This is a genomic window from Sphingobacterium sp. BN32, from assembly GCF_030503615.1.
Taxonomy (GTDB): Bacteria; Bacteroidota; Bacteroidia; order Sphingobacteriales; family Sphingobacteriaceae; genus Sphingobacterium.
In genome coordinates this window covers 3,263,584-3,279,047 of record NZ_CP129963.1, presented here as the reverse complement: position 1 = coordinate 3,279,047, position 15,464 = coordinate 3,263,584, and the positions used below count along the sequence as shown (strand labels likewise).

The 15,464-nt window shown below is 42.2% G+C and carries 7 protein-coding genes; 5 read left to right on the top strand and 2 right to left on the bottom strand.

Annotated features, from left to right (window positions below):
- Positions 1 to 63 precede the first annotated feature (63 nt).
- Entirely contained in the window at positions 64 to 726 is a 663-nt protein-coding gene (locus QYC40_RS13860) for an NAD-dependent epimerase/dehydratase family protein (RefSeq protein ID WP_301990721.1), read from the bottom strand.
- Between the two features lie 377 nt (positions 727 to 1,103).
- Between QYC40_RS13860 and QYC40_RS13855 the strand changes: the two genes are divergently transcribed.
- The 5 genes from QYC40_RS13855 to QYC40_RS13835 all read left to right on the top strand — a co-directional run bounded on the left by QYC40_RS13855 (position 1,104) and on the right by QYC40_RS13835 (position 9,367).
- The gene (locus QYC40_RS13855) at positions 1,104 to 2,456 is read left to right on the top strand and encodes a helix-hairpin-helix domain-containing protein (RefSeq protein ID WP_301990720.1); all 1,353 of its coding nucleotides are present in this window, start codon (positions 1,104 to 1,106) and stop codon (positions 2,454 to 2,456) included.
- 36 nt (positions 2,457 to 2,492) lie between these two features.
- Positions 2,493 to 3,062 (top strand): hypothetical protein, encoded by a 570-nt coding sequence (locus QYC40_RS13850; RefSeq protein ID WP_301990719.1) that lies wholly within the window; start codon positions 2,493 to 2,495, stop codon positions 3,060 to 3,062.
- Positions 3,059 to 5,104, top strand: coding sequence for a ComEC/Rec2 family competence protein (locus QYC40_RS13845; protein WP_301990718.1), 2,046 nt, complete (start codon positions 3,059 to 3,061; stop codon positions 5,102 to 5,104). Before QYC40_RS13850 ends, QYC40_RS13845 begins: the two co-directional genes overlap by 4 nt.
- Positions 5,105 to 7,006: an ATP-dependent DNA helicase RecQ gene (locus tag QYC40_RS13840; RefSeq protein WP_301990717.1), complete on the top strand. Its 1,902-nt coding sequence runs from the start codon at positions 5,105 to 5,107 to the stop codon at positions 7,004 to 7,006.
- A 120-nt stretch (positions 7,007 to 7,126) separates the two neighbouring features.
- A complete protein-coding gene (locus tag QYC40_RS13835) occupies positions 7,127 to 9,367 on the top strand; it encodes a sodium-translocating pyrophosphatase (protein ID WP_301990716.1) in 2,241 nt (746 codons plus the stop codon).
- Positions 9,368 to 9,484: 117 nt separating this feature from the next.
- On the opposite strand, the gene QYC40_RS13830 is transcribed toward QYC40_RS13835, so the two are convergent.
- The gene (locus QYC40_RS13830) at positions 9,485 to 15,277 is read right to left on the bottom strand and encodes an alpha-2-macroglobulin (RefSeq protein ID WP_301990715.1); all 5,793 of its coding nucleotides are present in this window, start codon (positions 15,275 to 15,277) and stop codon (positions 9,485 to 9,487) included.
- Positions 15,278 to 15,464 lie beyond the last annotated feature (187 nt).

Here is a 15,464-nt window from a genome sequence, read left to right as displayed (position 1 = left end):
AGATTTTAGAAATAGAATCTGTGTAAAGAAAGAGGGAAGTCATTTTTTGACTTCCCTTTTTTATTACTTGGTACTGGACATAAAAGCAATGTCTTTTGTTTCGAGCACATGTTTCGAGTAACCGTGGATTGTCACATTGATCATCGCTTTTCCAACTTCTTCCAGCGTTAAAAAATAAGTCGGGTTAAATGGGCGGAATAAGGAAAATATGCTGATTATCGGCTTCAATGCAGGTTTTATATGTTTTGCATTCTTAAACGGTTTCATAAATGCCGGACGGAAATTATAAACGTTTAGCGACAGCTTTTGCAGGTCGTTTTCTGTTTTCCCTTTAACCCGTGACCACATGGATCTTCCCTTTTCGGATGTGTCGGTCCCTGCGCCCGAGACGTAGCAAAAGGTCATTCCTGGATTTACTTCTGCTAATAAACCCGCAAAATTTAATGCTAAATCGTAAGTTGTTTTGGTATACTCCGGCTCCTTCATACCGATCGACGATATACCCAAGCAGAAAAAGCAGGCATCGTAGTTAGCCACTTTATTTTTAATTGCCTCTAAGTCGAAAAAATCATTTATTAATATTTCGTCAAGTTTGCTGTGTTGGTATCCTGCCGATCGTCTATTGATGAGAAGAATCTTTTCGACCTGATCATTCTGTAAGCACTCTTGTAATACGCCTTCTCCGACCATGCCTGTTGCGCCCGTAATGATAACCTTTATTTTCATCGTTGATATTTTTTAGAGCGTAGCTTGGCGGTTTTGCTGGCAGTCAATCTAGCTTGTTATTTTAATAGTATATGTATGATTTTTACCATATCAAAAGTTGTACTAGAATCATGGCGAGGCAAAGGTTTTCCTGAGAATTCCTAAATATCTGTAGCCAAAGTACTGCAAATCAATATTTTTACGGAATATCGCGGCCACCGGACAGTTAAATCCATATCATTAAATTATTAAATAAGAAAATATATATCGCAACAGGAAATATGATTTTATAGATTAGCATAAACAAGTTTAGCTGTATGTTTTCTCGCGTAATCGTTGGTTTATTCCTATTAATCTTTCTCAGTTTGGAAAGTCTCTGCCAAGAAAGGGAGGTTGATTTGAACAGCATAATCAGCGATAATATTGTCGATGAGGAAGGTACAGATGAGGAGCTTTCGGAGCGAATAGAGCAGCTAGAGGCATTGCGGAGGAGGCAACTTGACTTAAATAAAGCTGATAGAGCTGATTTGGACCAGCTTTATTTTCTCAGTTCCTTTCAGATTGAGCAGTTTCTATACCATCGGGAAAAGGTTGGAGCATTCACATCAGTTTATGAGTTGCAGGGAATTAGCGGCTTTGATCTGGGGACTATTCAGGCAGTCCTTCCTTTTGTGAAAGTGAGTGAAGCTTTGACGCCAGAATTTGCTATGATGGTCAAAGAGGGGAAGGGATATGTGATGGGCAGTTATTTTCGACAATTGGAAGAGAAAAGAGGTTTTAAGATAGATGAGCCTTCGCGGTCGCGATATTTGGGGACGGCCGATAAGTTTAGGCTTCGCCTCCGGCAGGAGTATAGGAAGCAGTACTATCTCACTTTCAATGCAGCTAAAGATGCTGGAGAACCATTCTTTAAATTGGCACAGCGCTATGGTTTTGATTATAATTCAGGATCCCTTCTGATTAGAGATAATGGCATTTTCAAACGTATTATCGTCGGAGATTACCATATTCAGTTTGGGCAGGGCCTTGCGATTTGGACCGGTGGGCAATTCGGGCGAGGGAATCCGGTCCTGCAAGTAGCAAATATAGGCGCTGGGATTCGGCAACATAGCGGCATGCGAGAGTCGGGGTTCTTACGAGGTATGGCATTTACCGCCGAGAAAGGTCGATTTAAGTTCACGCCCTATGCAGCGTTCAACGAATTGACAGGAACGCTAAGATTCAAAGGGGATACCCTTGTTGTTTCCAGTATCAACGGGTCTGGGTTGCATCGAACGCCATCCGAACAGCGCAATCGAAAAACGGTGAAGCAATGGTTATATGGCTTGAATTCAGAATATGAAATGAAAAGCTTGAGGCTAGGGCTCAATTACCTTAGTACCCATTTTAAAGACTACTTTTCACCGGCAGAACGGGATTACAACGCCTATCGTTTTCGAGGAAGACAACTTCAGCAAACGGGCGCCTATGCACATTTTACCTGGCGTAATGTTTTTACGTTTGGCGAGTCTGCGCACAGTTTTAATTCGGGATGGGCGCATGCCTACGGAGCTATCGCATCCTTAAGTCCAAAGCTTTCGACTTCTATCGCTTACAGGAATTACCAACGTGATTACCATCAGTTTTATGCGAAGGGTTATGGTCGATTGTCGTCGCTCGGGAATGAAGAGGGAATCTATTTAGGGCTTTTATATCGTCTTTCTCGGAACTGGGAATGGGCAACAAGTTTCGATGTTCATCGATTTCCTTGACTGCGTTTTAGAGCTGACTTTCCAAGCAAGGGTATCGTGTTTTTCAGTCAGCTAAAACGGACTTGGCATAAGAAAGGCGAACTTAGTTTGCGGTATCAGTATAGGTTTTATGAAGAGAACTACCTAGCGGAGTTGAAGATCCGGGATCAACTTGCCGAAGTTCGAAAGGATCAGATGCGACTTAATTTTCGATACCAACTTTCTAATAACTGGGAGATAGGGAACCGCCTTGAATTTGTTCAATTTTTAAAATCTGGCGAGCCGCCTCAGTATGGAGTATTGGCTTATCAAGACCTGCAATGGACAGGAACTGCGCGGCGTTGGAAGGCAAGCGGCCGACTGGTTTATTTCAATATTGATAGCTTTAATGCTCGAATCTATAGTTTTGAAAGGGATATGCTTTATTCGTTTTCATTTCCATTCTTCTATAATCATGGCTGTCGTTTTTATTTCAATCAGCGCTGGAACATCAATAGCCAATGGACGCTGTGGACCAAATATGGCTATAGTCGGTATTTTGATGTAGCGCATTTGGGATCTGGGTTAGATCGAATAGACAAAAATCATAGAAGTGAGATTCGTTTGCAGGTGAGGTTCCGCTGGTGAGTACGTATGATTTTAAACTGAATGTTTCAAAAGCGCCCTGTATTAAAGCGCTTGTTCCTTTCTGTTTGGGAATAGCGATCGCTTATTTCCTACCTATTGAACAAGTTGTTGTTCATTATGGATTTATATACCTCGCTGGCCTTTTGCCAATTCTATTTATCGTAAGGAACAGGGTGAAAAGCTTTGTGGTTTCTGCTTATCTATTCCTTTGTTTTCTAATGTTTGGAATACAGTTGACTGTGAATTGCCTTCCGGCCTTGGATGAAGATCTTCGCGATTCAGAACATGTGTGGGTGGCTCTAATAGATGAATCGCCCGTGGAGCGGGATAAGATTTATCGGATGACCTTAAAAGTAATGGGACGACAGGAGGCTAAGGAGTTTAAAGAGTTGAATCAAGAGGTATTAGTCCAGGGGCTGTTGTGGAAAGATAGCAGCCTGTCGGTATCTTTTGGTCTGGGCGATACGCTACTGATTCGCGGAAAAATAACGCAGACCACTCCGGCGCGAAATCCTCATGCTTTCGATTATTCGGCTTACTTGAAAAGTCAGGCGATCCAATATCAGATTTGGTTTACTGCTAAATCTTTTCGAACAATTGTTAGAAATAAAGAGAATTATTTACCGCTATTGATTGAAAATAATAGACAGTTATTAAACGATCGCTTTCATCAGTATATCCCCGAACAAAGTTATGCCGCATTGGCATCGGCAATTACCTTCGGATACCGAGCAGAACTCAGCGCTGAACTAATGCAGACCTTCTCAAAGACGGGTACTATTCACATCTTGAGTGTATCCGGCATGCATGTAGCAATCGTATGCGCTGTGATAACATTTCTGTTATCTCCTCTACGCTTCGTTCGACGGACTAGGCTTCTGAGTATCTGGATTTCGTTGGCTTGCATCTGGCTATTCGCTGTTTGTTGTGGGCTGGGGCCTGCTGTTCTGCGCGCAACGCTTATGTTCAGTCTATATCTGCTTTCTTTAAGTCTCAAACGAGATCTGATTGGTTTGAACTCTTTGGCAGGTTCTGCTTTAATTCTACTATGCATCAATCCGTTAATGTTGTTGGATATGGGGTTTCAATTATCATATTTAGCGGTGTTCGGAATTATGACCGTCATGCCGATCCTGCAGCGGATGTATTATTCCTATAAGTTTGGCATAAGGCAGACCCTAGATATGATTTATATGAGTATTGCCGCACAGGTGAGTACGACCAGTTTGGCTTTATTCTATTTTCATCAGTTTCCGACTTACTTCTTACTTGGGAATTTCATTATGGCCATACCGTCTAGTATTATTATGATAGGCGGTATAATATTGATGTTATGTCCTGTTGATGTTGTTAATGAACTTGTCGGGATAATACTCCAAAAGACTTTAGCCTATAGTTATATCGCGCTTCAGCAGGTCGAGGCTTTACCATGCTCGTCTATTCAAGGCATTTATTGGAGTTGGCAAGAAATGGTTCTGATGCATATCATATTGCTTGGCCTCCTGATAGCATTTCGATTTAAAGAAAAGCGCGTGTTGTGGGTTAGTGTTCTAAGCTTATTTCTGTTCATCGCCTATGAGTTTAGAAAGGAAGTAGTGCTCAAGTCGTATGAAGGATTACGATTCTATCAGCTGGGAAGAGAATTCGCTATTGCCATGATTGAAAGGTCGGCAGTATATGTCTATAGCTCCGCAGATTCATTGTCGCAGAAGAACTTACAGTTTAGTATCCATAATGATCTCACGAGGTTTTCAGCCCTTCAGGAGGTAATTTTTGTGAAGTTGCCTAAGGATAGTAACCGCGTTATCCTCAAAGAAGGAGTGGAGATGATAGCCATCTGTAATAAAGCTTGCACGACGGATGCCGCCTTCGTTCTATTACGAAACAACATCGCACCGACGAATACTAATACGCAAAGTGTTATCATTCTGGATGGAAGCAATTCTTGGTCATTTATTAACGAAAAGACGACGGAATTAGATGCTCTTGGGCGTCGCTACTACATTTTGAAAGAGAATTTTGCGTATGTTTGGGACATATAAATGATGGAACAAACGAGCCTTTCTATATTAAAACAATACTGGGGATATGAGAAGTTTCGACCTTTACAGGAAGAGATTATCCATGAGGTACTGTTAGGAAAGGATACGCTTGCTTTGATGCCTACCGGAGGGGGAAAATCCCTTTGCTTTCAGGTTCCTAGTATGTTGAAAAGTGGAATTTGCATCGTAATCAGCCCTTTGATTGCGCTGATGAAAGATCAGGTGGAGAATCTCCGCAAAAGAAATATCCCTGCTATCGCCATATTCTCCGGGATGTCAGCAAGAGAGGTTGATATCGCACTCGACAATTGCATCTTTGGTAATATCAAATTCTTATATCTTGCACCAGAACGCCTCTACTCGGATTTAGTACAGGAACGGATTCGCCATATGAAAGTGAATCTCTTTGCCATCGACGAAGCCCATTGTATTTCTCAATGGGGATACGACTTTCGACCTTCTTATCTGGAGCTAATCAAGCTGCGCGAACTGCATAGCAATGTTCCTTTCTTAGCTTTGACTGCAACCGCTACCCCGAGGGTGGTTACAGATATCCAAGAAAAGCTAGGCTTTAAAGAAGAGAATGTGCTCTCGAAAAGTTTTAGGAGAGGAAACCTAGGCTATATGGTTTTCGACGAAGAGAATAAGATGGGAAGGATGTTGCGCGTCATCAAGAAGATGGGAGGAACGGGAATCGTTTATGTGAGGAATAGGCGCGAAACACAAGAGGTTGCTCGCTATTTACTTAATCATGGCGTCCCGGCAGACTTTTATCATGCTGGACTGGAAATGGCAGTTCGAAATAAGAAGCAGGAGGATTGGACAAAGAACCACACGAGAGTTATTGTTGCTACTAATGCTTTCGGGATGGGGATCGATAAAGCCGATGTACGATTTGTTATCCATCTTGATCTTCCAGATTCCTTAGAAGCTTATTATCAAGAAGCCGGACGGGCGGGAAGAGATGAAAAGAAAGCCTATCCGGTCTTGCTCTATCAGCAAGCCGATCGAGATGACCTTTGGGAAAACGTCGAATCTAGCTTTCCAGATTTTGCTTTCATTCAACAATGCTACCATTACTTATGCAATCATTTCCAGATCGCTATAGGCGCGGGACAAGGCTTGACATTTGATTTTGATGTTGTCGAGTTTGCAAAGAAATATAAGCTAGAGTTAGCAAAGACGCTTAGTGCGCTGAAGTTTTTAGAACGTGATAAGTGGCTAAGTTTGTCAGAAGCGGTCTATATCCCTGCTCGTTTTAAGTTCGAGGTAGGCTTTCAGGAGCTCTATAAGTTTCAAGTAAGCAGTGTGGCATATGATAACCTTGTGAAGGCCATATTGAGACTTTACGGCGGAGTGTTTGACTACTTTGTTCCCATCAATGAATTCGAACTGGCGCGTAAAATCGGGAAGTCCGTTGATGAGGTCATCCATATGCTTAAAATGATGCAGCAATATGAGATGGGAACTTATCTCGCAAAGACTGATAAACCGCAATTGCAATTCCTACAAGCAAGAGTTGATTATAAGAATTTATATATCGATATGCAATTTATTGCGACTCGCAAGGCTTTTAAGCAAGAGCAAGTGAAGGCAATTTACCATTATCTGGATACCAAAGATTGTCGTAGCATAGCCCTGCAGCAGTATTTCGGAGAGGACACAAATGAGCCTTGCGGCGTATGTGACCTATGTGTGACCAGAGATTTTCGTAAGAATGAACGTAGGAAAATTGAACAGGAGATTCAACAGGTATTGCTTTCTCGAGCAATGACGCTACATGAGCTGATGGACACACTGACAATTGGGAAAGAGGATCGACGTTTGGAAGTACTTCGCGAATTGCTGGATACAGAGCAGGTGCTATTGAAAGAAAACCTATATTCCTGGCCTGTCTTCTAAACCTAGGCTATAGCTTCTACATTTGCTTAACTGTCTAAATATCATATAAAAATGTACTTTAGCGCATTTTTTTTGATGTAAAAAAAATGATACCTTTAAAGTAAACCAAATAGACTTTATATGGAACAATTTATCATTTATCTACCTGCAGTGCTCGCTGTTTTGGGGTTACTGTTTATGCTTTCGAAAGCGAGTTGGGTTGGGAAGCAGGATGCGGGAGAAAGCCGAATGCAATTCATTTCCAAAAGTATCCAAGAGGGCGCGATGGCCTTCTTAAAAGCGGAGTACCGCATTCTTTTAATTTTCGTAGTAATTGCCTCTGTCGCTTTATTCGTCGTATCAACATTGGTAGAGACAACACATTGGATTATTGTCGTTGCTTTTATCTTTGGAGCCTTTTTCTCAGCGTTAGCCGGAAATATAGGTATGCGTATAGCGACAAAAGCTAACGTGCGAACCACGCAGGCGGCTCGTACTTCTTTGCCACAGGCCTTGAAAGTGTCGTTTACTGGTGGAACTGTTATGGGCCTTGGTGTTGCCGGATTGGCCGTATTAGGTCTTAGTATCTTTTTTCTTTTGTTCCTTAAAATGTTTGTTACCAATACTTCGACTTTTTATAATGAGATGACCGTCGTATTGGAAGCCCTAGCGGGTTTCTCGCTGGGAGCTGAATCCATTGCTTTATTCGCACGTGTTGGTGGTGGTATTTACACCAAAGCAGCCGACGTGGGTGCAGATTTAGTAGGTAAAGTAGAAGCCGGCATCCCGGAAGATGATCCTCGTAATCCGGCTACGATTGCGGATAACGTTGGAGATAATGTCGGGGATGTTGCAGGTATGGGAGCCGATCTGTTCGGGTCATACGTTGCGACGGTGCTCGCTTCCATGGTGCTTGGTAATTACATCATCAAGGATATGTCGGAGGCTACAGGCACTGCTTATACGGATGCCTTTAATGGTATGGGACCTATTCTTCTACCGATTGTTATTGCCGGTGTGGGTATTCTTGCCTCTATCATTGGGACCTTTTTAGTAAAGGTCAGTAGCAATGATGCCAAAGAAGCACAGGTGCAAAGAGCATTGAATACAGGAAACTGGGCATCGATTATTTTAACGGTAATCGCTTGTTTCTTCCTTATTCAATACATGCTCCCAGAGACTATCCACATGAAGTTTTTTGGAGAAGGCTATAAAGAGATCGCAAGGATGAATGTATTCTACTCGACTATCGTTGGACTTGCCGTAGGAGGGTTGATCTCATCTTTCACTGAGTATTATACAGGATTGGGTAAAAAGCCAGTCTTAAATATCGTTCAGAACTCATCTACCGGTGCAGCTACTAATATCATCGCTGGTTTGGCGACAGGGATGAAGTCTACCTTCTCTTCGGTATTATTATTTGCATTAGCGATCTGGGGATCCTACGAATTAGCAGGTTTCTATGGCGTAGCAATCGCTGCGTCAGCAATGATGGCAACGACGGCAATGCAGTTAGCAATTGATGCTTTCGGTCCGATTGCAGATAATGCTGGAGGTATTGCGGAGATGAGTGAACTTCCGAAGGAAGTGCGTCAGCGAACCGACGTGTTAGACTCCGTAGGTAATACGACGGCAGCCGTAGGAAAGGGATTCGCAATTGCATCAGCGGCGTTGACCGCATTAGCGCTTTTCGCAGCCTATGTCACCTTCACAGGAATCGACGGTATCAATATCTTTAAAGCTGACGTATTAGCCGCATTGTTTATTGGCGGGATGATACCAGTAGTTTTCTCTGCGCTTGCTATGCAATCGGTAGGTAAAGCTGCGATGGATATGGTAAACGAAGTTAGACGTCAGTTCCGTGAAATTCCAGGAATCCTAGAAGGCACAGGACAACCGGAATACGGTAAATGTGTAGATATCTCGACCAAAGCCGCATTGCGTGAAATGATGTTGCCAGGCGCTATCACGATTATCACACCTATTATCGTAGGTTTTGTGATGGGGGCAGAGGCCTTGGGAGCTTATATGGCCGGGGTTGCGGTATCAGGGGTATTATGGGCTATCTTCCAAAACAACGCTGGTGGTGCGTGGGACAACGCTAAGAAATCCTTCGAAGCCGGCGTCATGATCAATGGCGAGATGACCTTCAAAGGTTCTGATGCGCATAAAGCCGCAGTAACCGGAGATACCGTAGGAGATCCATTTAAAGATACTTCTGGACCATCCATGAATATCTTGATTAAATTAACCTGTCTGGTAGGCTTGGTGATCGCTCCAATCTTGGGAGGACATCATATTGCCGAACAGGCTAAAAAGCAAAAACAAGAGCTGAAGGAAAAGGTAATTGTGATGAAGGAAGTCAATAAAGAAATTCAATAATACTTTCTTCTTGGCAACCCATCACTGGTGGAAATAGCTTCTACGATCGCTATTGCATCAAACACATACAAATAAAAAGTAAAGGCCACCCTAACGGGCGGCCTTTGCTGTTATATGCTATTCAACAATGGTAAGCTTTATATTCTCCGATCTTGCATTCACGGTCGGGTCATACATGCATTCTATGGTACTTAAGCCCGAATTGAACAAACCAATATTATTGGCTTTAACTTCATACTCATATTCTCGAGTTCCTTTTGGCAGGTAATCGAAGAAGTAGTTTGTCGAGGCATCCTTCAACGTGAAGTAGAAACTTCCGCGCCATTGATATCCCGAAGGTCTGTAAACAGGCTCCACACCAGCAGGTCGGCTGTCTTTCAGATGCACATATTGCAAAGGTTTATCATTAACTACCGTAATCTTAACCTTGATGCGCTCTCCCAGCTTCGCTTCTTTCGTTTCTACCCATTTGCCGTTGCGCTCTACCAAATATTGTTTGCTCACGCGTAGCTCATTCGTATTCGCCTTGACCTGTTCCACAGGCAAAAAGTATTGATGATAAACAGCACCATAAATCGTTCTATCGTTGTTATTGGTAATCTGAATAGTTTTGTTCGACGCTAATTCCGAAATGTTAAACGTCTTGCTGACCTGTCCCAGAACAGCACTGTTCATATCCGCAGTTTTTCCATCGACCAAAACATTCACCGTATTCTCCATGGCAAAGTCCTTCGGATTGTTCGCATACAGTAAGGCGTAAATCGCATCAACGGTCATCCAGGTGCTTCTCCAGGAGTTAGCCTCTTTCTTATAATATAACCATTGTGTAATATCCATCAGTTTGCTCGGGTCATAGCTCTTAAAAGCTTCCACCAAATAGGTCTGCAAACTGATGCTATTATAGCGCTCATTCGATGGCCAATAGGTCCCTTTGTCCTTGTCGAAAATCGCCTCCTGCTGTATTCTGTTCTTCAACTCGTTCGCTTCTTTGCCAGAACCATACAGTTGGTTAACAATCCAAGCCTTCGCCGCCAAGCCTGCCGGGCCTTCAGCCGTAATCATTGGTGCCGTCGCAATCTTCTTATTCAATTTATCAGAAGTCGCCTTAGAAAGCTTAAAATAACCATTCCAGAAATGACGTGCATACAGATAGTCCAAGGCAAGTTCAGCCGACGCTTTTTCCTTATAAATATTGGTATCCACATCTAAATAATTGGTCAATCGCTTCATCTGATCTTGAATCGGCGCATTGATCAGTGATTTATCAAGATAAAGAACTTTACCGAATACCTCTAAAATACGGATAGAGATATAGGTATTCGAGTTCCCTCCCTCGAACCAAGGGAAAGCCCCATTAGCCAATTGTGCATTCGCCAATTTACTTTCCAGTTGCTGCAACTCAGCATTTATATTCGAATTGAATAGATCCGCAATAGCCTGCAACTTTTTCTCATCGCCCTGAATATCGCGAAGCCAAGGCATCTCCTGCATTTTCAGCTCATTCAGACTCGCATTCTCCTCCAGTCTGCTCTTCGTTTCTTTCGCTTTGATTTCTTTGAAATAGTCAGCAATGGCCGGATAATGATTGCCAATATACTGCACCATCTTCAACCCAAACCAGCGGCTGCTGCTCTGTTCTGTACATTCATATGGGTAATGGTTCAAATAATCTAGTGCGGATATAATCTCCAAGATCGGATTGCTCTGCACCTGTACCTTCGCCATCAAGTTCTCTTTCGCAGCGCTCTCCAGCTTAAATTCTTTCGCCTCATTGGCTTTAAGTACGACCTTCTCGCTCTCCAAGATCAAGACTTTGTTTGGCAATACAGCCAACTCTTGAATCTCTCCATCGGAGAACTCAGCCGATGCAGCTACTATTTTCACCTGAATGGTTGGGTAATTTGCCGGAACTTTAATCCGCCATTCTACAATTTGGTTATTCTTTTTCGCCAACACGAAAGACTTCGTCGCATCCTCCTGCAAGAATGCTGTCGTCACATCGCTGTTGTCGACCGGGTTGATCAACTGGATCTTCGCCTGCCCATCTTGCTGCTTATCCGATAGATTCTGAACTTGCGCTTTGATGGTCATTTCATCACCTTCGCGGAAATAGCGCGGAAGATTCGGACGAACCATCAGTTCTTTCTGCGTCTGTGCATAGAAGCTAGCTGTACCAGCCTCTAAATTCTTACCATGTGCAAACAATAGGAGCTTCCATTGGGTCAATGCTTCCGGAGAGTCGAATGCAAAGGATACATTGCCTTCCGCATCGCTATATAGCGTAGGGTAGAAGAAGGCCGTTTCTTGTAGATTAGTGCGAGCTTTAACCTGATCGAGATCTTCTAACTTTTTAGGACCAAATTCACCATTAGGGGCTTTCATACGTGCTGATTGTTCCGCAACCTCTCTTCGTAAGTTAGGGTTTCGTAGTTCGTCGTATAAGGCTACATTGTTAGAACCTCTACCTTCTACTCCCTTTGTCGATCCCGTTATACTTCCTTCAACAGGCGCACGACCCACAATACCTTCATTTTCGAAAACGATGGCGCTAGGGAAAGGAATCCCGTCGTTTTCCCAAAAATGGTAAGTTTTGACTACAGGTAAGTGGTTGTGAACTGAAGGAAAAGCAGTAGTTAAAGGAAATCTTCCCATTTGGTAATTCAACATGTTAAAACCGCTCTGAATGTAATCATAGTCATTATAATAGTAAGTATAGGCCAATTGGAAAGCTGATGGATAATGGAGCTCTCCAAATTGATTCAATGAGGCATCATACATACTCGCTAAAATTTCCGTTTCTAGCTTTTTGTTATTTGATGATAGCGTAAAGCTCCATTTCTCTTTCATCCCCGGTATAATCTTATCCCTAAACGTTGCAGTTTTGATTACAATAGTTTTATCCGTTCTGTTGACGTAGATAGGGATTTCCTGATAGCTTAACTGATTATCCATCATAAACAATGCTCTCCATCTTAATGGTACAAGAAGCGCATTTTCATCAAGTGTAAACGAGTAGCTTGCTTTTCCATCCTTTAATGCCAAATGAATTGGCGTTCTCATTTTATCGCCTGATAGCGAAAGAAGAACAACGTTCTTTGCATCCTGTTTCTTCGATTCTACATGTATGGTAACTTTATCGCCTGTATTGTAAACTGGCTTGTCCGTATATACAGTGAAGAAGGTTTTGTCGGAATGGGTTTTCGTATCCTCATCAATCACAAAAATTGTTCGTTCCGCTTTTATGCTATCTGCGTCGGGCTTACTGCTCGCGACGATGCGGTAGATGCCCTTTGTGAACAGCTGGCTATCGATTCGAACTAAGTTGGTGTCCGCAGTATTAAAATCATAAGTCGCTACCAATTCTTGCCGAACCTCCTTGTTCAATACTTTCTTGTCGAAATAATGAGGGAAATAGCGCTCATAATCTGCATAACTTAAAACCAGACGCTCGACTTCGTTAAAATACTGGATGAACTTATCCGAAATTACCTTATCGGGATCAGTAGTCTTGTAAATCTTTACAGTGCCCTTCATGGGCAGAAATTGATTGTTCGGATTTGTGCTGTTGATCTTGATCTCCTTCCATTTTCCTTCAACGGTCGGCGAAGGAACTTCAATGGCTAAGTTCCATGGCTTATCCGCGTAGGTATATGCAGCCGATATAGACTGCATTTCGCCAGTTTGGTTAGCGACGTCTACCGTATAAGAAAGCGTAAAGTTCGTTAGCTCGGCCAAAGCAGTATCCATTAAAGGAATTTTAAATTCAAAATTCCCATGCTCATCGGTAAATGTGCTGGTATCGGCTATTTCAAATTGTCGATATCGTCGTTGGTAGGTGTTAACTTGTACCTTATATTTAACCTCTGCATCGATCAACGGAGCTCCCGAAAGCATTGCTGCATTTCCTTTGAAAACGGCAGTGTCTTTCTTGCTGTAGGTCTCTTTATTGGTATCCAGCGTAACTTTAAAAGTTGGACGCTTGTATTCTTCGACACGAACGTATTGCTTACCGAAATCTTCATCTTTGGTTCCTATCCTGATCATGAAGTGACCATTCAATGTGCTTGTCGGAATATTCAATTTGCCGTGCACTGAGCCAAAAGCATTTGTCGTTAACTTGATCGAGTCGACGATTTGCCGATTGGCGTCTAACAGCGATACTTCTACTTTCATGTTTTCCAGCGTATGGCCTTTCCGCGGGTTGTTATTATACACGATTGCTTTGAACTGAACTTCCTGTCCAGGACGATACATTGCCCGGTCGGTCAATATCGTTGCCCATGTTTTTGAGTTCTCTTCCTCAGCATCTTTGTTTTCCTCGAATCCATCCCTACCATATTGAAGCGAATGGATGTCGATAAATTGATTTTCTTCCGGGATATAAAACACATAGTCTTTGAGTCTCATCGTATTGACTGACCCTTTGGTTGAATAATCAATTAAACCGTTTTTATCTGTCTTTAATTGTTTGAAAAGCTTAGCTTGTTTATCGACAATATCATAAAACGCTAATTCTTTATTTGCATAAGGAAGCCCCGTTTTCTTGTTCAGTAAGAGCGCTTGCATTTTGCGTACTTCATAGGTGCTCAACATTTGCACATTTGAAATATCTAAGTCGCTGATTTGTATGCTAGTGCTAACAACTTTTGAAAGAATACCATCGTCTTTAAATTCAGCATTATTGGAGTAGAGGAGGATATACTTCCCAAAGGGGAGGGGATTGATTTTATAAATAGTCGAATGTTCATTGAAGTCATTCCATGCTTTCAGATCTAACTGATCTTCATAAACCACAGTCGAGTTTACACTCACTAATTGCGATAAACTGTCGCGATTAACTTGATAATCGGTTAAGTCCTTTGGCGAATAGGGTGCTTTATAAACGCGAATGTATAAGTTCTCCAAGTTTTTGAAATTCAATTTAAAAGGAGTGTACCACTCGGAGGGCTCAAACTTTTTATGACTGATCCCGATCTGTGGGCGTAGGATCTCATTTTCCAAATTCTTTACCGAATTGATCCATTTGCTCTTTGGGTACTCTTCTTTTGCTTTTTTTATAATTTGCAACGCCTCTGTATACTTGCGTCCGGATTCGTATGCACTCGCCAGCTCAAAATAGAGGTAGGCATTATAATCGCTTTTGTTGCTTTCAATTAATTTATAGTAAGCATCCGCTTGTTTTTTTAGCGTTGTGAATTTCGAACGGTCTAGTTGAAGATATAGTAAATAGGAAATTGCATCTGCGGATTTCAAAGCCCTACTTTGCTGCAAAAGATCTTCGACAAGTTGAGCTTTTAATTTCGGATTTGGGGCATCGCTTGAATTCAAAAATGAAATATAGAAATAAGCGAGGTAATGATACATCGTCGGGCTAAGAGATATATTTTCTTTGTCAGCGAAGATCGCCGCCCATTTCGAAAGGTTTTCCTGGGTTAGTCTCTCCTTGTTTTTCAAAGAGCTTGCGTATAGCGAATCGATGAAGAGCATACGTTCCTTGCGACTTTTTTTCAAAAAGACGTTCTTTGGCTCGCTATAATTTAGATAAAGCATGGATTGCAAATACTGCGCATAAAAATTGGTCAACACGCTTTTGACCAATGTGCTCTTACTCGCTGCAATACTCTTTTCAAAATGCGCTTGCCCTAGCTCGAAAAACTTCTCCTCTTCGTTATTTATTCTATACACATTCGACTCGGCAAGAAAAGCCTTCACAAACATCGGGTCGTCTTGATGTTTTAGCGCATAGGCTTTGATATCTGCTAGTAAGGGTTTTGTTTGTTCATAGTTCTTTATGGAGATCAAGCGATCTACCTCTTTCCATTTATTCATAATTGATGAAGTTTCCTGTTTAGTTTGTCCCCATAGCAATGCCGGTATCAGCATGAGGACAAGTGAATAGAGTCGTTTCATATTGGTTTGTTTTGCGTGTCGGTAAGCCATATTGAAAGTTTTACCTAACAGATGCAATATAGCATAGAATTCCATATCCTACTCGAAATTTATTTAGAAATGCTTCGAGTTAAAGCCCTTGTAGTTCCCTTTCAAACCCAATGCAAAGCCCAATCAAAGCCGCTTCGAAAGGGCTATGATTGGGCTT